General features: G+C 66.2%; 21 protein-coding genes. 5 read left to right on the top strand and 16 right to left on the bottom strand.

Translation table 11 applies throughout. The annotated features are described in order from the left end of the window. Window positions 1–248 precede the first annotated feature (248 nt). From ABNQ38_RS04005 to ABNQ38_RS03975, 7 genes are all read right to left on the bottom strand, one after another. Window positions 249–1,226: a 50S ribosomal protein L11 methyltransferase gene (locus tag ABNQ38_RS04005; protein WP_377805808.1), complete on the bottom strand. Its 978-nt coding sequence runs from the start codon at window positions 1,224–1,226 to the stop codon at window positions 249–251. A gap of 47 nt (window positions 1,227–1,273) precedes the next feature. After that, complete coding sequence (gene cysC / locus ABNQ38_RS04000; protein WP_377805806.1) at window positions 1,274–3,226, bottom strand: adenylyl-sulfate kinase; 1,953 nt, start codon at window positions 3,224–3,226, stop codon at window positions 1,274–1,276. Beyond that, window positions 3,226–4,191, bottom strand: coding sequence for a sulfate adenylyltransferase subunit CysD (gene cysD / locus ABNQ38_RS03995; RefSeq protein ID WP_377805805.1), 966 nt, complete (start codon window positions 4,189–4,191; stop codon window positions 3,226–3,228). The genes cysC and cysD overlap by 1 nt, the downstream gene beginning before the upstream one ends. A 36-nt stretch (window positions 4,192–4,227) precedes the next feature. Further along, the gene (locus ABNQ38_RS03990; protein WP_377805804.1) at window positions 4,228–5,904 is read right to left on the bottom strand and encodes a methyl-accepting chemotaxis protein; all 1,677 of its coding nucleotides are present in this window, start codon (window positions 5,902–5,904) and stop codon (window positions 4,228–4,230) included. 114 nt (window positions 5,905–6,018) lie between these two features. Beyond that, window positions 6,019–7,083 (bottom strand): sulfotransferase family protein, encoded by a 1,065-nt coding sequence (locus ABNQ38_RS03985; protein ID WP_377805803.1) that lies wholly within the window; start codon window positions 7,081–7,083, stop codon window positions 6,019–6,021. Between the two features lie 391 nt (window positions 7,084–7,474). Continuing rightward, window positions 7,475–7,996, bottom strand: a complete 522-nt coding sequence (locus ABNQ38_RS03980) for a hypothetical protein (RefSeq protein ID WP_377805802.1) — start codon at window positions 7,994–7,996, stop codon at window positions 7,475–7,477. Between the two features lie 250 nt (window positions 7,997–8,246). Then, window positions 8,247–9,026 (bottom strand): IclR family transcriptional regulator, encoded by a 780-nt coding sequence (locus ABNQ38_RS03975; protein ID WP_377805801.1) that lies wholly within the window; start codon window positions 9,024–9,026, stop codon window positions 8,247–8,249. A 335-nt stretch (window positions 9,027–9,361) separates the two neighbouring features. Here ABNQ38_RS03975 and ABNQ38_RS03970 point away from each other — a divergent pair, with 335 nt between their 5' ends. The 5 genes from ABNQ38_RS03970 to ABNQ38_RS03950 all read left to right on the top strand — a co-directional run bounded on the left by ABNQ38_RS03970 (window position 9,362) and on the right by ABNQ38_RS03950 (window position 13,757). Then, entirely contained in the window at window positions 9,362–10,183 is an 822-nt protein-coding gene (locus tag ABNQ38_RS03970; RefSeq protein WP_377805800.1) for a sugar phosphate isomerase/epimerase family protein, read from the top strand. A 101-nt stretch (window positions 10,184–10,284) separates the two neighbouring features. Continuing rightward, on the top strand, window positions 10,285–10,914 hold the full coding sequence (locus ABNQ38_RS03965) for a nuclear transport factor 2 family protein (protein ID WP_377805799.1): 630 nt from the start codon (window positions 10,285–10,287) through the stop codon (window positions 10,912–10,914). Next, window positions 10,911–11,993 carry a maleylacetate reductase gene (locus ABNQ38_RS03960; RefSeq protein WP_377805798.1) on the top strand — a complete coding sequence of 361 codons (1,083 nt, stop codon included), beginning with the start codon at window positions 10,911–10,913 and terminating at the stop codon, window positions 11,991–11,993. The genes ABNQ38_RS03965 and ABNQ38_RS03960 overlap by 4 nt, the downstream gene beginning before the upstream one ends. Window positions 11,994–12,032: 39 nt before the next feature. Further along, a complete protein-coding gene (locus ABNQ38_RS03955) occupies window positions 12,033–12,908 on the top strand; it encodes an intradiol ring-cleavage dioxygenase (RefSeq protein WP_377805796.1) in 876 nt (291 codons plus the stop codon). A 45-nt stretch (window positions 12,909–12,953) separates the two neighbouring features. Then, window positions 12,954–13,757, top strand: a complete 804-nt coding sequence (locus ABNQ38_RS03950; protein ID WP_377805795.1) for a shikimate dehydrogenase family protein — start codon at window positions 12,954–12,956, stop codon at window positions 13,755–13,757. Window positions 13,758–13,848: 91 nt separating this feature from the next. Here ABNQ38_RS03950 and ABNQ38_RS03945 read toward each other — a convergent pair whose 3' ends face one another. The 9 genes from ABNQ38_RS03945 to ABNQ38_RS03905 all read right to left on the bottom strand — a co-directional run bounded on the left by ABNQ38_RS03945 (window position 13,849) and on the right by ABNQ38_RS03905 (window position 22,040). Then, a complete protein-coding gene (locus ABNQ38_RS03945) occupies window positions 13,849–14,742 on the bottom strand; it encodes an alpha/beta fold hydrolase (RefSeq protein WP_377805794.1) in 894 nt (297 codons plus the stop codon). 7 nt (window positions 14,743–14,749) lie between these two features. Further along, complete coding sequence (locus ABNQ38_RS03940; protein WP_377805793.1) at window positions 14,750–15,058, bottom strand: YciI family protein; 309 nt, start codon at window positions 15,056–15,058, stop codon at window positions 14,750–14,752. Window positions 15,059–15,101: 43 nt separating this feature from the next. Continuing rightward, on the bottom strand, window positions 15,102–15,878 hold the full coding sequence (locus ABNQ38_RS03935) for an ABC transporter ATP-binding protein (protein ID WP_377805792.1): 777 nt from the start codon (window positions 15,876–15,878) through the stop codon (window positions 15,102–15,104). Beyond that, window positions 15,868–16,614 carry an ABC transporter ATP-binding protein gene (locus ABNQ38_RS03930; RefSeq protein ID WP_377805791.1) on the bottom strand — a complete coding sequence of 249 codons (747 nt, stop codon included), beginning with the start codon at window positions 16,612–16,614 and terminating at the stop codon, window positions 15,868–15,870. The genes ABNQ38_RS03935 and ABNQ38_RS03930 overlap by 11 nt, the downstream gene beginning before the upstream one ends. After that, window positions 16,611–17,612: a branched-chain amino acid ABC transporter permease gene (locus tag ABNQ38_RS03925; RefSeq protein WP_377805790.1), complete on the bottom strand. Its 1,002-nt coding sequence runs from the start codon at window positions 17,610–17,612 to the stop codon at window positions 16,611–16,613. The genes ABNQ38_RS03930 and ABNQ38_RS03925 overlap by 4 nt, the downstream gene beginning before the upstream one ends. Beyond that, a complete protein-coding gene (locus ABNQ38_RS03920; protein ID WP_377805789.1) occupies window positions 17,609–18,484 on the bottom strand; it encodes a branched-chain amino acid ABC transporter permease in 876 nt (291 codons plus the stop codon). The genes ABNQ38_RS03925 and ABNQ38_RS03920 overlap by 4 nt, the downstream gene beginning before the upstream one ends. Window positions 18,485–18,555: 71 nt before the next feature. Further along, a complete protein-coding gene (locus tag ABNQ38_RS03915) occupies window positions 18,556–19,692 on the bottom strand; it encodes an ABC transporter substrate-binding protein (RefSeq protein ID WP_377805788.1) in 1,137 nt (378 codons plus the stop codon). Window positions 19,693–19,735: 43 nt separating this feature from the next. After that, on the bottom strand, window positions 19,736–20,791 hold the full coding sequence (locus tag ABNQ38_RS03910; RefSeq protein ID WP_377805787.1) for a Gfo/Idh/MocA family protein: 1,056 nt from the start codon (window positions 20,789–20,791) through the stop codon (window positions 19,736–19,738). 319 nt (window positions 20,792–21,110) lie between these two features. Continuing rightward, on the bottom strand, window positions 21,111–22,040 hold the full coding sequence (locus ABNQ38_RS03905; RefSeq protein WP_377805786.1) for an alpha/beta fold hydrolase: 930 nt from the start codon (window positions 22,038–22,040) through the stop codon (window positions 21,111–21,113). Window positions 22,041–22,045: the final 5 nt, after the last annotated feature.

Genomic DNA, 22,045 nt, shown 5'->3' with positions numbered 1-22,045 from the left:
GCAAGGTGGCCTGATTACCGTTGGATGCAGGCGAATTCCGTCCTCACGCCGATTCGTACGCCAAAGTCGTCGCGATGACCTCGGCGGGGTAGCGGTAGCCAGCGCAGCAGCAATCAGAGCGCGTCGTCATACCCGCACCATACCCAGGCCAACCGCCACCAGCAGCTGCGCCGACGCCAACTTGACGGTGCCCGGGAACCGTGGCCCAGCCGTCCAGATAACGGCCGGGCCACCGCTCGCAGGCGGAATCAGATCGACAGACTGTTGGTCGAGCGCCATGCATCGTCCAGTGCCACCGCCACCTTTTCGCCTGCACGAACCGGAACAGCGGAAGCAAGCGGGCTGAACACCTCGGTCGACCAGATCAGGAAGTCGTTGAACCACAGTTCCTGCACCCACATCACCGCGTTCAACGTGCCGGCGGACTGGATGGTGAGCGAAACGCGCTCGGGCAGACGCGCGAAGGAGGCCCCGGTGTCGTAGCGGATGTCCTCGACCGGTGTCGGATCCCCGAGGAAGCGTCCACCCCCACGCCGATGGCGGTAGCCGCCATTGGTGAATCCCGGCGACCAGTCATAGTCGCCGAACGTCACCGGCCGGGACCGGTTGTAGCACAGCTCGGTGGTCATCGCGTCGAGCAGCGGGCCGAATCTGAGGCCGTAGCGGTTTTCCAGATCGGCGACGGACCGCCGCAGATCGGCCATCTCGGAAAAAGCGTCAATCTGCGGCCAGTCGCAGGGGATCGCCAGATAGCGGACGCGGTTCGGCACCGTGACGCAGCCCGGCTTGCCGAAACGGCGGCGCAGGGCGCACACGGTGGCCGAACGCGGCTCGTCGACGACGATGTGGTTGGTGTAGATGAAAGCGAACAGCACATCGAACAGGCCGGGAACCTGGGAGGAGTCGACGGTGGTGAGATCCGCCTCCAGGAAGCGGATGCGGTCGCCATAGCCGTTGGCCCGCGCCAGCTCGCGGGCCAAGTCGACGTGATCACGATCGACGGCGATCACCTCGGACGCACCGGCTTCCAGCGCCAGGAAAGACAGGATCCCCATGCCGCACCCGGCGTCGAGCACCCGGTCGCCGGGTTTCACGGCCGCCCGCACCGCTTGCTTGATGCTGAAGGTGCGGTCGAGCCGCAGAAGGTTCCTCAGATGCATCGCGACGGAAAAATGGACATCGTGCACCGGCGGGGGCGCCGGCGTATCGACGGACTGGTCGCTCATGGGATGTCACTCCAGATGGAAAGTCGGCTGGTGGAAAGGCGGGTCGGTCAGGGGAACGGGGTCAGGGCGCCGCGCCTCTCAAGATGGGCGACGACCCGCCGGACGAGTTGCTCGGGCGTCTCGCTGTCGGCGTGAAGGTGAAGGTCGGGGTCGACCGGGGCCTCATAGGGACTGTCGATGCCGGTGAAGCCGGGAAGCGCGCCGGCCCGCGCCTTGCGGTACAGACCCTTGGAATCGCGCCCTTCGCAGATGTCGAGCGGTGCGTCGACGAAGATTTCGACGAAGTCGTCCCCGCCGATACAGAGCCGCGCCGCCTCGCGGTCCCGGCGGAAGGGAGCGATCAGGCTGACCAGCACGATCAGGCCGGCTTCGACCATCAGCCGGGACACTTCGGCGACACGGCGGACATTCTCGTGGCGGTCGGCGTCGGTGAAGCCGAGATCGCGGCCCAGGCCGCGGCGCAGGGTGTCGCCATCCAGGCTCATGGTCCGGTGGCCGCGCCGGTGCAGCTCCTGCTCCACCCGGTCGGCGACACTCGATTTGCCGGCACCCGACAGGCCGGTGAACCAGAGCACGCATGGGTGCTGGCGGTTGGCAGCCGCGCGGGCCTTGCGGTCCACCGCCATCGGGTGCGGGTGCAGGTCCGATGCCGCCCACCGGGTGGCGGTGACCATACCGCAGCCGACCGTCGCATTGCTCACGCGGTCGATCAGGATGAAGCCGCCGAGGTCGCGGCTTTCCAGATAGGTTTCGCAGGCCACCGGACGGTCGAGGACAAGACGGCACAGCCCGATCTGGTTGGCCGCCAGTTGCCCGGTCGGCCGCTGTTCCAGCGTGTCGACATCGATGGCGTGGACGAAGGCGGCGATCCGCGCGCCGACGATCGCCGTGCCGATCTGCAGCAGGTAGGAGCGGTCGGGCAGCAGGGCGCCATCATCCAGGCACAGGATCCGGGCTTCCAGAAGGTCGGTCACCGGAACCGGCGCCCCGGCGGCGGCCAGCAGGTCGCCACGCGCCACATCGACATCCTCGGCCAGCACCAGGGTGACCGCCTGTTCGGCGACCGCCTCGTCCAGGTCGCCGTCCATGGTGACGATGCGCGCCACCGTGGCGGCGCGGCCGGCAGGCAGGACGACGAGTGGATCGCCCGGCCGCACGCGTCCCGCAGCCACGGTGCCGGCCACGCCGCGGAAATCGGCGTGCGGCCGGTTCACCCACTGCGCCGGCATGCGGAACGGTCCGGCCGGTCCATCGGCGCTTTCCACCGTTTCCAGGAAGCCGAGCAGCGACGGCCCGCGATACCAGCCGATCGCCGGAGAGGGGGAGCAGACATTGTCGCCGGTCAGCGCCGACAGCGGGATGCAGGTGACCGCGCCGATGCCGAGCCGGCCGGCGAAATCGGTGTATTCCGCCGCGATGGCTTCGAAGACCGCAGGGTCCCAATCCACCGCATCCATCTTGTTGACCGCCAGGACGACCTGCCGGACGCCCAGCAGATGGGCGATCAGGCTGTGCCGGCGGGTCTGCGGCAGTACACCCTTGCGGGCGTCGGTCAGCAGCACCGCGACGTCGGCGGTCGAAGCGGCGGTCGCCATGTTGCGGGTGTATTGCACATGCCCCGGCGTGTCGGCGGCGATGAAGGCGCGGCGGGACGTGGAGAAAAACCGGTAGGCGACATCGATGGTGATGCCCTGCTCGCGCTCGGCGGCCAACCCGTCGACCAGCAGAGCCAGATCGAGCTGTCCGCTGCCGGTGGTGCCGAAACGCCGGGATGCCCCGTCGAGCTGGACGATCTGGTCGTCGAACAGTTGCCGGCTGTCGTAGAGCAGGCGGCCGATCAGGGTCGACTTGCCGTCATCCACCGAACCGCAGGTGATGAAACGCAGAAGCCCGCGCCGCGGCGACCCGGGCATTTCATCGGGCGGCGACCTCGGCTGCCCGCCCGGCAGATCGTCGAGGGGACCGTCATTGGCTGGATTGATACCGTGACCGTCGGGCATCAGAAATACCCCTCCTGCTTCTTCATCTCCATCGACGCGGCCGGATCATGGTCGATGGTGCGGCCCTGCCGTTCCGACATCGTGGCCGTCAGCGTCTCACGCAGCACATCCGCCACCGTCTGGGCCCGGCTCTCCACCGCGCCGGTCAGCGGATAGCAGCCGAGCGTGCGGAAGCGGACCCAGCGCATCACCGGCACCTCGCCCTCGCCGAGCGGCATGCGGTCGTCGTCGACCATGATCAGGGTGCCGTCCCGCTCCACCACCGGGCGCGGCTTGGCCAGATACAGCGGCACGACCGGGATGTCTTCGCGCAGGATGTAGCGCCAGACGTCCGGTTCGGTCCAATTGGACAGCGGGAAGGCGCGGATGCTCTCGCCGGCGTTGACCCGCCCGTTGTAGAGGCGCCACAGCTCCGGCCGCTGGTTGCGGGGATCCCAGCGGTGGGAGGAGGTGCGGAATGAGAAGACCCGCTCCTTGGCGCGCGAGGCCTCCTCGTCGCGCCGGGCTCCGCCGAAGGCGGCGTCGAAGCCGTGGGCGTCGAGCGCCTGCCGGAGTGCCTGCGTCTTCATCACATCCGTGTGCAGCGCGGCGCCGTGGCTGAACGGGCCGATCCCCTGGCGCACGCCCTCCTCGTTCCGATGCACGATCAGCCGGAGCCCCAACTCCGCGATCCGCCGGTCACGGAAGGCGATCATCTCGCGGAACTTCCAGCCAGTATCGACGTGCAGCAGCGGAAACGGCGGCTTCGCCGGGTAGAAGGCCTTCATCGCCAAGTGCAGCAGGACCGCGCTGTCCTTGCCGATGGAGTAGAGCAGCACCGGGTTGCGGCATTGCGCCACGACCTCGCGCAGAATATGGATGCTTTCCGCCTCCAGCCTTTGCAGATGGCCGTCCAGCCGGTGCCCGGACGTGGTGGCCTGCGCTGTCTGGCCGGCCACCGCCGGCCGCGTCGCCAATGCCGTCATACCCCGTTCCTCCGTTCCATCCATGGTCCGGCCCGGTCAGATCGCGCGCAGCTGGCTGAAGAAGCTGTTGACCTGATCGTTGAGCACGGACGCCTCGCGCCGCAGGGAGTCCGAGGCGCTGTGCAGGTCGTTGGCCGCGGAACTGGTGACTTCGGCCGCGTCGGCGACGCCGGTGATGTTCGTCGACACCTCGCGCGTGCCGTCGGCGGCGTGGCCGATGTTGCGGGCGATGTCCTGGGTCGTGGCGCCCTGCTGCTCCATCGCCGAGGCGATGCCGACCGAGATCGCCCGCATGTCGGCGACGATCGAGCCGATGGAGGAGATCGCCATGACGGCCCGCTGGGTTTCATCCTGAATGCCGCCGACGTAGGTCTGGATCTCCTTGGTGGCCTGCGATGTCTGGTTGGCCAGCACCTTGACCTCGCTGGCGACGACGGCGAAGCCCTTGCCGGTCTCTCCGGCGCGGGCGGCCTCGATGGTGGCGTTCAGCGCCAGCAGGTTGGTCTGGTTGGCGATCTCCTGGATGACCTGGACGATGGCGCCGATCCGCATCGCCGCCTCGGCAAGCCCCTTCATGGTGACGTTGGTCTGCTCGGCTTCCTGCACGGCGCGTTCGGCCACGTCGGTCGACCGGGTGACCTGATGGTTGACCTCGCTGACCGCCGCCGACAGCTCCTCGGCGGCGCTGGCGATGGTCTGCACGTTGCCGGTGGTGTCGTTGGCGGCGTGATTCACCGTCGCGATCATGCTGCGGCTCTGCTGGGCCATGGTGGCCAGATTGCCGGCGTGGGACCGGACCTGCTCGGCGGCGGCGACCACCGCCGTGACCACTTCGGCCGTCCGCTGCCGGAAATCGGCCAACGACCGCTCGATCGCCGCCTGCCGGTGCTCCTTGGCGGCGTGCTCGATTTCCTGCTCGGCGACCAGCTGATCGGCCTTGCGGCGGTTGTTCTTGAAGATCTCCATGGCACGGGCGAGCTGGCCGACCTCGTGCCTGTCGTCGATGTGCGGAATCTCGACCGAGAGGTTGCCGTCGGCGAGCGCCCCCATGCTTTCAGCCATGGTCGCCACCGGGCGGCTGATGCTGCGGGCCAGCATGAAGGCGAAGCCGCCGCCCGCCGCGATGACGACCGCTGCGATCCCGATATAGATTTCCAGGATGCGGTTGTAGATCGCTTCGACATCGTCAAGGTAGAGGCCGGTGCCGATGGACCACTGCCACGGCTCGAAACCGGCGGCGTAGGCCATCTTGTCCACCGGCTCGCTCTGGCCGGAGCGGGGGAAGCGGAAGCTGTAGAAGCCGCCTCCGCGTTGCGCCGCTTCGATTTGCAGACGCACCGTCGGCACCCCGTCGACCGTCTTGAAGTCGAGGCGGTTCTTGCCTTCGAAGGCCGGGTTGACATGCACCATGGTGACGCCATCGAACCGCGTGGCGAAGAAATAATCGCCTGCCCCGAAGCGCAGCGGGCGCAACTGGTCGCGCGCGCCTTGCTGGGCCTGTTCGCGGGTGAGCTGCCCGGCTTTCTCCTTCTCGTACCAGCCTTCCACCATGCCGCGCACCACGCCGACTGTCTGCCGGAGCTGCTCCTTGCGGTCTTCCAGCAGGCTGTCCTTCAGGACGCTGAGGCTGAATCCGGTGACGATGACCAGCGTGACCAGGAGAAGAGGGATGAAGAGCATCAGGCGATGGGATATGCGCAAATTCTTGAGCATGGACGTCTCTCTGTCTCTTACAGCTGGAAGCGAAGTCGGATGTCGCCATCCGGGTCGAAGTGCCGGCCGCCCATCGGGACGGACGGTCGGGGAGCGAAGATCACGATGCGGCGATCAGGATGCTGCGATCGGCGATCCGGCTGGCCGGGATCGGGCGGCGAGCATCGCAGGGTCGGGCAACCGAGAGGGGGGCACGCCCGCCGGGTCCACGGTAATCCCAAGTTCCCGGGCACAGGCGTCCGCGTTGGCCCGGTAGAGATCCTGGATGCCCATGCGGTCCAGCAGATCGAGATCGTCCTCAGTGACGGAGCCGAGACCGCGGTCGAGGTAGCGATAGCTGCCGCCGGCGCGATGAATTCCCGGCACGAAATAGACGTCGGGTTCCCTGGTGAAGATCAGGCTCGACCGGTCGGAGGTGAATTCTTCGATCCCGTTCCAGTCGGTCACCGCCTCGGTGAAGAAGCGATCGGACAGGCCGAGACAATGGAAGAGGGCGGCGGTGGCCTTCTCCGGCTGGCGGCTCGCCTCATGGACATAGTGGGTTGTCCGCACGCCCTCGCGCTTGGCGTAGGCCTCGACGCGGATGGCGTTGAGGGATGCAATGACGAAATGTTTCAGCAACCGGCTGCGCGGCACCCGGTCGCTCCATTTGGTGAACCAGGACGAGAGCGACAGCGCCGGCTCGCGATCTAGCATGATCAGGTGCAGGCGATCCGCCGGATAGCCGGCCTCGATCAGGATTTGCAATGGAATGAATAGGCATTCGGCCATCAGGTAGGGGCCGGCCACCTCCTTGCTGAACAGATGCGGCTGGTCGGCGGCCGACGGCGGCACCCAGGGCGTCTGCGGGCAGTCGGTGAGAAAGTTGCGCATGGCCGCCTTCACCGGCTGGAAATAGGCGGGCAGCCCGGCGACGCCGAACAGGTTAGCAAGCGCCGTCGATCCGACGCGGCAGCGCCCCCAGCCATAGTGCAGCATCGGAAACTCGTCCGATGGGATGCGGTGAAACGCCTCGGCCAGTGATCCGGCGATTCCATCCGTCAACTTGTCGAGCCGTATCCGGCGCAGTTGGTACTTCCCATCGGGTTCAAGCCATGACGTAAGAAGGGAAGCATCGTCTCGGCGCATGAGTTCCGCCAAGCGATTGAGATCGCCAAAACGCGTCGTAAGGACACTCATGATCATGTCTCCTTGACATTGGAACGCTTCGCATCTCGGGTAAAAAATACGATTTATAAATATAATTTAAATACGGCACTCAATTATATTCTTAATTATGCATTTGAATGCGTAAAAAATAAAATTACGGTGAGACGATATGCGTATGATTGACCATTTTCGTTAACAATCAGTTACCGATACTATATGTTTATAACGAAATATTGCATTTGCGCGACATTATTTATTATCTATTTTCTATTAAAATAAACGCATAACCATGTATTCATTTGTCCGCTTGCTGATCCCATAAGTTATTAAAAATGTTGGATAAGCGGATTGCTGAAGACGTCACGTCGAGGTTGCGGCACCAGTGTTTAGAACGGTGTACTCGCGTGTTTTACCCTGTTGCTCACGCGGCAAAGGGGGGCGCTGCCTGAAAATGATCTTCGTCCTTGCGCATCTCGGGTGCCTGTCTCATCCCGGCCGCAGATGTGCAGTCGGGCATGGCGAGCATTCCGCCGAAGAGAGGCTCGATGGCGGACTGACCCTGTCGGTTTACGGTTCCGGTAACGCCGCGATAGCCGGCGTAGATACCCGGGGTTCGGTCGCTGAAGAAGGCAGGGAGTTCGACAGGTTCCGGCGCCAGTTTGGTCTCCCAATCGCGCGCCGCCTCGTGGGAGAAGACCAAGCCGCGCAGCAGCAGGATTTCGGCCAGATCGCGCAAGCTCAGCTTGAGCCGGAGGCGCCACAGCACGATCAGGAAGACGACGTCGGAAGGCAATTGCAGCCGGTTCAGCACCGAGCCGGTGCGCTCGTTGAAACCGCGCCCACACTCCAGGCAGCGGAAACGACGGTAGTCGTGGGCCGTCCGATCCGAACGCTCCGTCGTCCTGATCGAGTGGCAGTGGGGCAGCGCATCAGTCACCTCCAAAGGAGAGGTGATCCTCGACGTCAGCCCCGCGCCGTTGAACAAGCTGGCGAAAAGGCTGACAGAACCGGCAACCGCACTGGCCGCCGATCCCCGATCCCCGCCGGCTCGCCGACGACCGCAAGAGCCTGCGCCCGGCGATGCAGGACTCACGCCTGTGCAACGCCAGCGCCTTTTCGCGTGAATTTGAACGCGCGTGCTTCGCACTGACCCAGCGCGCCCCGCTGCGGTAACAACAGGGCAACGTTCGGCGTCACGTTGACGGTGTCCGGCGCAACTGCTGGGAGACGGCGGATGCGGCCTTGTTCAGAACCGCCGCCGTCCGGTCGCGCGCAGCGGAGCTGTAGCGCACCGCCGGCATAGCCACGTTGATTGAGCCGAGCACTGTCCCTTGATCGTCCAGGATCGGGCAGGCCATGCCGACGATCCCCTCGGTGAACTCCTCGAACGAGTAGGCAAGGTTCTCCCGCCGGATCGTCTGCAACTGGGCCCGCAGGTCGGCGATGGTGCGGATCGTCTTGTGGGTTGCCGGCACCAGTTGCACCCGCTTCAGATACTCTTCCTGCATGTCGGGCGGCAGGAAGGCCAGGATGACCTTGCCTCCTGACGTGGCATAGAGCGGCGCCATATCGCCCAACCGCATGTGTGACAACAGCCGCATCGGGCTGTTCACCGCCGCCACCACCTTCGCCTCGTCGCCGCTCAGGATGTTCAGCGCCGAGGATTCGTTGGTCGCCGCGGTGATTTCCTCCAGCAGCGGCTTTACCAACTCGACGAGGTCGTAGCTCTGCGAACTGCGGTCGGCCAAACGGCGGATTGCCCGGCCCAGGTGGTACCCCTTGGTCAGCGCCGAATAGGCCAGATACTCCCGCGCCACCAGAGTGCGCAGCAGTTGGGTCAGGCTGCTCTTCGGGATTCCCATCGCGTCGGCGATTTCGGTATGCGACATCTCGCGGTCCCAGCGTCCGAGGAGTTCGAGCAGGGTCAGCACCCGATCCGCAGATTTCACCGTCGCCCGGTCATCGCCGTTCATTTCAGACGAATCCATTCACATATGCGTATTACCTCATCGCTAACATGGTGAAGCCGGGGCTGTCAACGCCACTGCCCTGGCCGTGGCGATGCGGGACGGCATGTTCCGATCCGCAGGGATTTTCCTGCCAATTCGTTCGATGGAGCCTCACATCCACATGGCGCAATATGATTGCAGCCCAGAGAAACCTGCACGCGAGCTATTCCCACACGTGAATTTTCCAAGGAAGGCGCACCACCCTCAAACGCAAAAGTTCCTATTTGAAAACTAGTTCATGCAGTGGTACAAACTGCGGCGGGCGCCCACCCTCTCCGACTCCGACCGGTGATCCTCCGATGCCATTGCTGTCCTTTCATCACCTGTGCCGGATCGACACCCATCCGGTGGCCCTGATCGAGGCCGCCGCTGCCGGCGGGTTCGATTTCTGCGGACTCCGTCTCGTCGCCCCCCGGCCCGGCGACCCGCTGGTGCCGGTCGTCGGCGATGAGGCGGCCGTGCGGGCCATCGAGCGCAGGCTGCGCGACACCGGCGTGCAGGTGCTGGATATCGAGGCCGTCTGGCTGGCACCGGACACCGATGTCGCGGCTCTGCGCCCGGCGATCGAAACCGGCGCGAGGCTCGGGGCACGCCACCTCCTGGTCGTCGGCTTCGACACGGACCGGACACGGCTGCTCGACAATTTTACGGCCCTGTGCGAGCTGTCCGGCTCCCTGGGCCTGCGCACCATGCTGGAGTTCATCACCTACACCACGATCCGCAACCCGGCCGAGGCGCTTTCCCTCATCCGCGACAGCGGGACAAATGCGGGGGTGTTGATCGACGCGCTGCAATTCTTCCGATCCGGAAGCGACCCCGCAGAGCTGGCCGCGTTCCCCCCGTCGCTATTCTCCTACATGCAAATCTGTGACGCCCCGTTGCGCGCGCCGAAAACCGTCGAAGACCTGCGCCGGGAAGCTCGAACCGCCCGGCTCCTGCCGGGAGAGGGGGAACTGCCGCTCGATACGCTGCTCGGGCAGCTTCCGCCCGACATCACGCTCAGCCTCGAAGTGCCCGATACGCGTCTGATGGCACTCCCGCCGGCCGAACACGGTCGCCTCGCAGGAGCCGCCCTGCGGCGCTTCCTGGAGCGGCACACCGCTTCCCGGAGAGCCGGCTGACAAGAGGATTGGCGGTCCGTCGGACGGGTGCCGGCTTCCCTCCTTTCCATTCAAGAACCGCCGCGATGCCGGACGCATGGTGGCTCAGGAGATCAGAAACGATGACCGACGAACAACAGGACCGGCTTGCACTGCGCGATTTGATCGAGAATTGGGCGCTGTGGCGCGATGCCGGCGACTGGGAGCGCTTCCGCACCGTCTGGCACCCGGAGGGCCGCATGATGGCCACCTGGTTCCAGGGCGGCTTCGAGGAGTTCATCGCCGTCAACCGCAAGGGGTGGGAGCGCGGCGTGCGCATCCTCCACTTCCTGGGCGGCATGTCGGTGGAACTGGCCGGCAACCGCGCCGTCGCCCAGACCAAGATGACTATCTCCCAGCGCGCCGACGTCCATGGCGTGCGCTGCGATGTCGTCTGCACCGGACGCTTCTACGACTTGCTGGAAAAGCGCGGGGGACGATGGGGCATGGTCCTGCGCCAGCCCATCTATGAGAAGGACCGCCTCGACCCCGTTGATCCGGGGGCCAGCCTTGACCTCGATCCGGTCCTGCTCGCCCGCTTCCCCGAGGGCTACCGTCACCTCGCCTATATCCAAACCTCCATCGGCTACGACGTCAAGCCGGACATGCCGGGCATCGACGGCCCCGAGGTCCAGGCTCTCTACCGGCGCGGGCGCGACTGGCTCGACGGCGGCGCGGCACTCGCGGAAAGCGAAGGATGGGCCGCCGAATGAGGGACGGCTTCGTCTACAACGGCCTGCCGATACGGGTCATATTCGGCGACGGCACCCTTGCCCGGCTGCCGGAGGAGGTCGAGCGTCTCGACCGCAAGCGGGTTCTGATCCTCTCGACCGCACAACAGCGCGACCAGGCGGAGAGACTGGCGGAACTGCTCGGGAAGCGGGCCGCCGGCGTCCATCCCGCGGCGGTCATGCACACGCCGGTCGCGGTGACTGAAAAGGCCTTGGCCCGCGTCACGGCGGAGGGTATCGACGGGGTTGTTTCGCTCGGAGGCGGCTCGGCCATCGGCCTTGGGAAAGCCATCGCGGTGCGCACCGGCCTGCCCCATCTGGCGGTCCCGACCACCTACGCGGGATCGGAGATGACCCCGATCCTGGGGGAGACCGACAATGGCATCAAGACCACCCGACGCAGCGGCGCGATCCTGCCGACGGTCGCCCTGTATGACGTCGCCCTCACCCATGGTCTTCCGGCCGCCTTTTCGGTCACCTCGGGCATGAACGCCATCGCCCATGCGGTGGAGGCGCTGTATGCCCAGGACCGCAACCCGATCGTCTCGATCATGGCGGAACAGGCGATCGCCGCCCTCGTCCGCGCCTTGCCGGGCGTCGTCGCCGATCCGGCCGATCCCGCCGCCCGCACCGACGCCCTGTACGGGGCCTGGCTCGGCGGCACCTGCCTGGGATCGGTGGGAATGGCCCTTCATCACAAGCTCTGCCATGTGCTCGGCGGCGCCTTCGACCTGCCGCATGCGGAAACCCACACCGTGCTGCTTCCCCATGCCGTCGCCTACAACGCCGAGGCCGCTCCCGACATGGCCGGACGGCTCGCCGCCGTCCTGAATGACGGGTCGCGGGTGGAGCCGCAGCCCGGCGGCGCCCTGCAAAGCTTCGCGCGGCGCCTCGGCGCGCCAACGGCGTTGCGCGCGCTCGGCATGCCGGAGGCTGGCATCGACCATGCCGCCGATCTGGCCGTCCAGTCACCCTACTGGAACCCGCGACCGGTCGAGCGCAATGCCATCCGCACCCTGCTGGCCCGCGCCTGGGCCGGCGACGCCCCGATCACACCCTGACGCAAAGGCCTTGCCGCCATCGCCTTTGGGGAGAAAACAATGCTCGACACCCGAGAGGATGCTATCACCCGGACCGTGCTCGACCGCATGCAGACGACTGCCGATCCACGCCTGCGACGCATCAGCGAGGCGGTGGTCCGCCATCTGCACGCCCTGGTGCGGGAGATCGAACCGACGCAGGAGGAATGGCGGGCGGCCATCGACTTCCTGACCCGGACCGGACAGCTCTGCAGCGACACCCGGCAGGAGTTCATCCTTCTGTCGGACGCACTGGGCGTCTCCATGCTGGTGGACGCGGTGAATCATCGCCATCCGCAGGGGGCGACCGACACGACCGTGCTCGGCCCCTTCTATGTCGAAGGCCCGCCGCCCTTCGAGAACGGCGCCGACCTGTCCGGCGGGATGTCGGGCCTGCCGATGCTGATCCACGGCTCCGTCGCGACGGCCGACGGACGGCCGCTGGTCGGCGCCGTCATCGACATCTGGCATGCCGACGATCAGGGCTTCTACGACGTGCAGCAGCAGCCCGACATGCGTGCCGGACGGGGCCGGCTGCGGACGGACGCGGACGGGCGGTTCCGGTGCTGGTCGGTACGCCCGGTCCCCTACCCCATCCCCCATGACGGGACGGTCGGGGCGATGCTCGAATTGCAGGGGCGCCACCCCTACCGTCCGGCTCATGTCCATTTCATGATCGCCGCACCAGGCTTCGAGCCCCTGGTCACCCACCTGTTCGTTTCCGGAGATCCGTACCTGACCTCCGACGTGGTGTTCGGCGTGAAGGAGTCGATCATCGTCGACCTGATCGAACATCCCGCCGGCAGGGCGCCCGACGGCCGGATGGTCGCTACGTCCTTTGCCGAGATGTCCTACGATTTCCGGCTGGCGCCGGCCCGCATCCGACAGCCGGCATGACGTGATCGCCCGTCCCCGACAATCACCCGAAGGAGTCAAGCGTCCATGTCACTGGGACTCGGCGGGGCAACCCGCGTCTACGTCATCGTCGGAGACCCCATCGCCCAGGTCAAGGCGCCCAGGGCGCTGACCGCCGCCCTGCAAAGCCGGGGGCATGATGCCATCGTCGTGCCGATCCATGTTTCACCGGATCATGTCGATCGCTTCATCGACACGATGGGGCCGATCCGCAACCTGGACGGCATCATCGTCACGGTTCCTCACAAGTTCGCCGCCAGCCCCCATTGCGCGAGCCTGAGCGACCGCGCCCGTTTCCTCGGCGCCGTCAACATGATGCGGCGCAACCCCGACGGCTCCTGGGACGGCGACATGCTCGACGGTGTCAGTTTCCTGGCCGCCATGCGGCTGGCCGGCCGCGACCCGGCCGGCCAGCGTGTCCTGCATGTCGGGGCCGGCGGTGCCGGACGGGCGATCGCCCTGTCGCTGGCGGAAGCGGGCGTCCGCGATCTGGCGATCCACGACGAGGACACCGTTCGCCGGGATGACCTGATAGCCCAGCTTCATCAGGCGGGCTGGACTGCCGCGCGTGTCGGATTGCCCGATCCCGCCGGGGCCGACATCGTCGTGAACGCCACCCCGTCGGGGATGGGCGGCGACGAGCCGCCGCCGGTCGACATCACGCGGCTGTCTTCCACCATGCATGTGGGCGACGTGATCACGGTGCCGGAGATCACGCCGCTGCTCGCGCATGCGCGCTCCATCGGATGCACGACGCAGAGCGGCATCGACATGTTCGACGCACAGCTCGATCTGATGGTGAATTTCCTGAAGGGGCAACGGGCAGGATGACGGAATGACGGCAACGGCCGGGCCTGCGATCTCCACCGGCCCGGCCGTTGCTATTTTACCAGGGCTCCACCAGGACGCCCGGCCCGTCGTGTCATCGCGCTCCGTCGAGGAATGGAACGAGTTGCCCGACGACGAAGTCCGGAACATCCTCGGGCATCATATGGCTGGACGCGACGGACGCGCCGCGAACGTCGTCCGCCCAGGAACGCCAGATGTCCAGCGGGTGCGGCGATGCCGCCGAACTCGTCTCCGGCAGAAGCACGAGCACTGGACAGGCGAGGCGCCGGCCGCCGTCGCGATCCGCGCTCTCCGCCTCGGCATCGAATGTCATGGCCGACCGGTAATCCTCGCACATCGCGTGCCGAACCGCCGGATCGCGGAACGCGACGTGATAGGCGGCCAGCGCTCGTGGATCGTAGATGTCGCGGCCGTCGGCCATCTTCCGCAGCGTCCAGGCGAGGAATCCGTCCGGATCGCCGGCGAGCAGCCGTTCTGGAAGATCGAAGGGCTGGGACAGGAAGAACCAGTGGTAGGCGTTGAACGCGAACGCCCGGTTCACCCGCTCCCAGATTTCGACGGTGGGAATGACCGTCAGGGAAGCGTAGGCCGACACCCGCTCCGGATGATCCAGCGCCAGCCGATAGCCGACACGCGCTCCCCGGTCGTGGCCGACCAGGGCAAAGCGTGTGAAGCCGAGCGCCTGCATCAGTTCGACCTGATCTCGGGCCAGGGTCCGTTTCGAATAGGCCTCGGCCTCGTTGGGGTCGAGGGCGATGCTTTCCCCATAGCCCCGCAAATCCGGCGCGACGACCGTGAAGCCTTTGGCGACGAGGCCGGGCGCAACGCGATGCCACGCGTGTCGGCTCTGCGGATAACCGTGAAGAAGCAGGACCGGCGGCCCCGACCCGCCGACCACGCAGCGGAGGTCCGCCCCGGAGGTGCGCACCCGTTCGGTCCTGAAGCCTTCGAACAGGCTGTCGTCCATCGTCATTCTATCCAACCCTCCGTTCGGCCCCGTCGGAACGGGCAATACTTCCAAGCGTGACGGTCCATTCGAAGATGCGCACGTCGTCGTAGACACCGTGCAGGACGAAGGGGTCGCCGTCGCTGAAGGCCACGAACTCCTCCACGGCGCCCACCTCGGCCACGACGAGCCCGCCGGAAACCGATGAGCCCGTCAGCGGCCCCGATTGCAGGATGCGGACACCCCCGCTCCTCAGATATGCCTTGTGCGCCTCGATCAGGCGCTGGCGTTCCGCAGCTTTCCGGGGATCCGAACAGGCGACCCTGACAACGATCATGGTGAACTCCCGAATGTTTGAACGCCGGCCGCCGCACGCCATGTCACGCGGCGGCGCCGGTCGCGACGGAACCACCGAGAAACAGCTCCGCAACCCGCGGATCGTTCAGGATCGCCCCGGCGGTATCGAAGATGCGCGTCTGCCCGAGCTCCAGCACGACGCCATAGTCGGACATCTTCAGGGCCGAGCGCGCATTCTGCTCGATCATCAGCGTCGACACGCCCTTGTCGCGCAGGTGCAGCAGAATATCGAAGGTCTCCTGCACCATCATCGGCGACAGTCCGATGGACGGCTCGTCGATCAGGATCAGCTTCGGATCGAGCAGCAGCCCGCGCACGATCTCTAGCTGCTTCTGCTCGCCGCCGGACAGCGTGCCCGCCTGGCGGTCGGCCTTCCGGCGCAGCACCGGAAAGCGGTCGAGGGCCAGTTCGATGCGGGCCGGCATGTCGGCGATGCCCTTGCCCGCCGCCACCGCCCCGAACTCGATGTTGTGGCGCACGCTCATCTCGGGGAAGATGTTGCGACCTTGCGGGATGTAGCAGATGCCGGCCTCCAGCAGGCGGCGCGGCGTCCAGTTGGTGACATCGCGCCCGTCGAAGCGGATGCTTCCGGTGCGAACGGCCAGCAGGCCGAAGACCGTCTTGAAGACCGTCGACTTGCCGGCCCCGTTGGGGCCGATCACCGTGGTGATCGCCCCGCGCGGCACGTCGAAGCTGGTGCCGTTGAGGATCGTCATCGCCCCATAGCCGGCGACCACGTCGCGGAGCCGCAGGATGGGATCGCCGGAGATCGTTTTGCCGAAAATCGTCTTAGTGTCCAAGATAGGCCTCGATCACTTGTCCGTTGGCGCGCACCTCGGACGGCGTCCCTTCGGCCAGCACCTTGCCTTCCGCCAGGACGATGACGCGGGTGCACAGCGACATGACGAAATCCATGTTGTGCTCGATGACGACGAAGGTGGCGCCCTGCTCGGCATTGATGGCCTTCAGGCGCTCCTTCAGGTTGCCCAGCATCGTCAGGTTGACGCCGCCCGCCGGTTCGTCCAGCAGGACCAGACGCGGACCGGCCATGAAGGCCATCGCCGCGTCCAGAAGCTTCTGCTGGCCGTAGGACAGCCCACCGGCCCGCTGGTGCGCGAGATGATCGAGCTTGAAGAAGGCGATCATCCGGTCGGCGTCCGGGCCAAGACCGGCATCGCGCGGCCCGAACAGCCGCCGGGCCATGCCGCCCTTGTGCTCCTGCCCGGCGAGGATCAGGTTCTCCCTGACGGAAAGCTGCGGGAAGACCTGCAGAAGCTGGAAGGTCCGGCTGACACCAAGGCGGTTGAGCTCGCACGGGCGCATGCCGGTGGTCACCCTGCCATCGACCCTCACCTTGCCCTCGGTGGGCCGGAGCTGGCCGAGGATGCAGTTGAACAGGGTCGACTTGCCACAGCCGTTGGGGCCGATGATGCCGAGGATTTCGCCCTCGCGGACCTCGAACGAGACGCCGTCGACCGCCGTGATGCCGCCGAACCGCTTGCGGATGCCCTCGACCTCCAGGATCGCGTTCGTCATTGCGCCTGCTCCTTCAGGGTCGCCACGGAGGCGGCGCGGGCGGCGGAGGCAGCCTGCGCGCTGCGGCGTGCCAGATGGCGGTCGAGGATCCCGAGAATGCCGGAGGGCGACCAGGCGAGCAGCGCCATCACGAACGTCGCGTAAAGGATGAGATACAGCCCATCGGCGAAGCGCAGCCATTCCGGCAGCAGGACCGCGATGAGCGCGCCGAGGAACGGGCCGAAGAAGAAGCCGGCTCCGCCGACGATCACCATCAGCAGCAGATTGAACGACAAGACGAGCGTGAACGGCGTCGGGTCGACGAACTCCAGCAGCGGCGCATAAAGGCTCCCCGCCACCCCGCCGAGCGCCGAGCCGAGCGCGAAGGCCATTAGCGTGTAGCGGCGCGTGTCGACGCCGAGCGACAGGGCTCGGACTGGATTTTCCCGCAGAGCCAGGAAGGCGCGGCCCCATGGCGAGCGGATCAGCCCGAAGGTGAAGGTCGAGACGAGGCCGAGGATGGCGAGGCACAGGTAATAGAAGGATGCCGGGCTGTCGGTCGCCAGACCGAAGAGCGTGGGACGCTCCACCACGACGCCGACGACGCCGTTGGTCAGCCATTCCTCGTTGCGGAGAACCAGGAAGACCAGCGTGGAGAAGCCGAGCGTGACGAAGGCGAGATAATGGTGCTGCACCCGCAGGGCCGGATAGCCGAGCAGCCAGCCGATGGCGAAGCAAAGGACGACCGCCGCCGGCAGTGCCACCAGGAAGGGCCATCCCGCACCGGTCAGCAGCGCGGCGGCGTAGGCGCCGATCCCGACGAAGGCGCCCTGCGCGAGCGACACCTGTCCGGCATAGCCGAGCGTCAGATTGAGCCCGACCGCGGCGATCGACATCACGCACCACATGGACAGGATATAGGTGCCGTAGCGGCTGAGCAGCCAGGGCGCCGCCACCAGCACCCCTGCAGCCATCACGGCGAGCAGGATGTAAAGCCTGCGGTTTTGGGAGGCGTTCATACCGTGCGCTCCTCCGTCCGGCCGAGCAGTCCCTGCGGCCGGACCATGATGAAGGCGATGAGCAGGAACAGCGGCACGGCATCCCGGTACTTGGTCGAGATGTAGGCCGCGGCCAGATTGGACACGACGCCGAGCAGCAGGCCGCCGGCGATGGCGCCCCGCACCTGGTTGAAGCCGCCGATGATCGCCGCGATGAAGGCCGCCTGCCCCAATATCTCCCCCGATGAGAATTTGGCGAGGTAGATCGGGCTGATCAGCAGCGACGCCACCGCGACCAGCCCGCCGTTGATCAGGAACGCGTGGCCGATCATCCGCCGCACCGGGATGCCGAGGATGGTCGCGACGGCCGGATTTTGCGCCGCCGCCTGCATCTGACGGCCGGTCGAAGTCCGGGTCAGGAACAGGTGCAGGGTCACGACGGCGACGATGGCGACTGCCAGCGTGCCGATGCTTTGCAGCGAAACGACCGTGCCGGCGATGGTTACGTCGGCGGGCGGAATGATGGAGGGGAAGGGCTGCGCCTCCGCGCTGAACCCGTCCTTGACGCCCTCCTTCAGGAAGATCGACAGCGCCATGGTCGCCATCGCCAGGGGCAGCACGCCATGACGCAGCATGGGATCGACCAGAAGCCGCTTGAAGACGAAGCCGAGCAGGGCGACCGAAACCGCGATGCCGACCAGAATGCCGAGCCAGAACGGCAATCCGGCATGCATCGCCGCAAGCATGAAGAAGGCGGGAGCCATGACGAACTCCCCCTGGGCGAAATTGACCGTCTGCGACGTCTGCCACAGCAGTGAGAAGCCGATGGCCATCAGGGCGTAGATTCCGCCCGTCGCGAGGCCGGTGATCAGAAGGCTGATGAAGTCCGACATCCTGTTGGCTCCTTAAAGAGTCCCGTTGCCGGTCGGACCCCGGCGCCGGCGCCGTAGGTCCGGACTGCCGCTCACCCGCCGGTTCGCGGCAGGGTCTTCTCGATCCGGAGCGTGTTGTTCTTTTCCACGACCGCCAGGAACCCGTCGCGGTCGATGTCGCCGTTCCTGTCCCAAGTCGTGGTCAGCAGGACGCCTGGCTCCTCCTCGGCGGTGATGGTCAGTCCATGGAGGGTTTGCGCGAACAGCTTCGGGTCCACCTTGCCGGTCTTGCCTAGTACCGCCTTGATCACATGACCAACGATGTATCCCTGGAAACCGTTGTGATCCGGGGTGTAGTGGAACTTCGTGGCAAAGCGGCGCGACAGGTCCTGCAGCGCCGCGACGGGCGCATCGCCGGTGAGCGGGATGTAGCCCTTGGCCCCGATCCCGGCATCGCCGGCGAGTTGCAGGACAATGGGGTTAAGCAGGGTCTGCTCGCCGAAGATCGGGGTCTTCAGCCCCTGGCGCTGTCCCTCCTTCAGGAAGCGCGCCACCTCCTCCTCGTGGATCGACAGGAAGATGGCGTCGAGCGCGCCGCTCTTGAGCTTCAGGACGTCGGATGCGAAATCGGCCTGCCCCTGCTCGCTGGACAGGTCGACGGGAACCTCGATGCCCTTCTCCTTCGCCGACTGGAGGAAGATGTCGCGGCCGCCCTTTCCCAGATCCGTGTTGGCATAGATCACGCCGACCTTCCTGGCATGCACGGTCTCGGCAAGATAGTTGACCACCTTCGGGATGCTCGTCCGCTGGCTGCCCAGGGTGCGGAAGATGTAGGGGTTTCCCAGTTCGGTCAGTTGTGCAGCGCCGCCACCGGTGAATTCGGGAATTTCCGCCTTCTGCGCAATCGGCATGGCGGCCCTGACCGATCCCGAATAGGTCGGCCCCACCAGAACGAGCGGGTTCTCGTCGAGCGCCTTCTGCATCTGCCCGCGGGCGATGCCGGGATTGGTCTGGGTATCGTAGAACTTGGCCTCGAGATTGCAGCCCAGTACCCCGCCCTTCGCGTTGATCTCCTCGACAGCCATCTCCAGGCCGTTCTTGTAGGCCGTCCCGACGGGCGCCCCGGCGCCCGACAGCTCCAGAATGCCGATGATCTTGATCGGATCGGCCGCCAGCGCGGGGACCGCCGTCAGGCAGCCGGCCGCGACCAGAATTCCATGCAGCTTCATCGCCGCTCCCTCCCTCGTTTTTCGTTTTACACGCGGTTTCGCTTCACACCGGGATCGCCTGCCCGGTATTCGCCGCCGTCTTGATGGCCTGCGTGACCTCCAGAGTCCGCGTGGCATCGGCGCCGGTCACCAGCGGTGCCTCGAGCCCCTGCGCCACCCTCAGAAAATGTTCGGCCTGATGGCGATAGGGATCGCCCGGCTCGAAAGGCACCTGCCGCACCGCCAGCGGATGCGCCCAACCCTGTTCGCCGGAGAAGCGGTAGTGCCGCAGGTTCGGCAGCGTCAGGGACCCCTGGGTTCCCGACAGGAAATGCGTGTCGTCCCTGCCGCGGTCCACCAGCCCCGCCTTGCCGGACATCAGGTCGAATTCCCCCGATGCGAGGTCGTAGGACCAGGGTGTCGCGACACAGTCGGACAGGGTGATCGTCCCGATGGCACCAGAGGCGAAGCCGAGGAGAACAACCGCGCTGTCCTCCACCGGCAGCCGCCGGACGGCGTGCGACTGCATCGCCTGCACGGACCTGATGTCGCCGAGCAGGAAGCGGAGCTGGTCGACCTCGTGAATGAGGTTGATCAGGATCGGACCGCCGCCCTCCGGTTCCACATGCCAAGGAATATCGAAATAGGCGTCCGGCTTGCGGACGGTGTAGAGAACGGTCGCCACGGTCGGCTGCCCGATCAGCCCGCCACCGATCAATTCCGCCGCCATCCGCACCACCGGGCTGTGCCGCCTGTGATGCCCGACCAGCAGGGGAACTCCGGCGGCCTCAGCCCGCCCGGTCAAGAGTCTTGCGGCTTCCACGCCATCGGCCAGAGGCTTCTCGACGAGGATCGGCAGGCCACGCTCGATGCATTGCGAGGCCGTTTCCAGATGGTCCGCGGTCGGCGTCGCGATGACGGCAGCGCCCAGTCCACCCGCGCGCCACGCAGCCGGAATGTCCGGATAGACGTCGAACCCCATGCCTTCCGCCTGTGTCCGCCCCTGGGCGCCCGGCTCCACGATCACGACGCGCTTGCAGGCGGCACAGGACCGCAGCACCTCGGCATGCTTCCGTCCGATGGCTCCGAAGCCGGCGACGGCAATGCCCATGCGCTCCATTGCGCCTCCCTCCATGCTATTTGGGATTTTCCATCCGGCGTGCCGCAACAAGGGTCGCGCCGAAAGAGTTTGTTCATATTAACGAACACATACCTTGATGTGAACAGTCGGTCAAGGCGGTTTTCCGCGATACCCCCGCGAACGAAACTACCTTTCCCCGCTCAATACTCTCTTTTTTGTGCCGGTGTTAATCCGCCGGATGCCCGCTGCCCATCGGGACGTCATCTGCAGCGCCGGGATTTCAATTCACGAATGCGAACAAGAGCCACATCGGCGGGATCAGGATGCGCCCTGCCGATGCGGCCTTCGAACGAAGGGTTCAGCCCTTGACGATCGTGGTGACGAAGGCGGACAGCTCCCGCCCATAACGCGCCGGTTCCTCATAGAAGGGGGAGTGCCCGCTGTCCGGGTAGAGCGACAGGTGGCTGCGGGGATGGAGCGCCTTGATCCGCTCGGACATCTCCACCCGGACAAGCCGGTCATGCACGCCGTGCGTCAGCAGGATCGGACCCGTGAATGCCTGGAAGGCCGGTTCCAAATCGGTAGTTTGCGTGCCGGTGAACCCCTCGTTGACCGCCCTTGCCGTCATCCCGTTGACGACGAGCATCCGCTGCAAGTCGATGCCCGTCGGCGGCTGGTAGAAGCAGGCGGACAGAAAGTCGGTCGTTGCGGCCGTCCTTTCGGCGAGATCATGCGAACTGGTGCTGCGAGCGAAGGTCCCTGCCAGCGGAGTCAGGAGGTCCCGCGACAGTTTGGTGACCGCATCGACCAGATTGATCCCGGCAACCGCCGCTCCGCCATAGGCCCGCAGATAGGCGCCGACCACATAGCCGCCGAGCGACCAGCCGACCAGAACCGGGCGGCGAAGACCGGTGCCCGCGATCACTGCGGCCAGATCCTCTGCCCACCGGTCGGCATCCCGATAGGCGTCGGGCGACGCCGGCTTGTCCGAATCTCCATGGCCGCGCAGGTCGAAACGGACCAGACGGAAGCCCGCCAGCGCCGGGTCTGCGAACTGCCGATCCCAACTCAGCCGGCTCTGTCGCAGACCATGGACGAACAGAATCTCGGGCGCCTGCGGGTCGCCCTGCGCATCCCCCGTCAGCACCGTCCCATCGGATGAGCGGACGGAAAAGCCCTGCGGCATTGCGGACGGCCCTGCGGCTTGCCCACCGGTCTGCGAGGTGGTGGCCCCGATGGCCGGGCCGGCAACCACGCCGACGGCAGCCGCGCCGGCGAGGCCCAGCATCAAGT

Source organism: Azospirillum sp. A29 (assembly GCF_042604625.1).
GTDB lineage: Bacteria > Pseudomonadota > Alphaproteobacteria > Azospirillales > Azospirillaceae > Azospirillum > Azospirillum palustre.
Note: the sequence above shows the minus strand (reverse complement) of the source record. Positions and strands in the feature narration are given on the sequence as shown.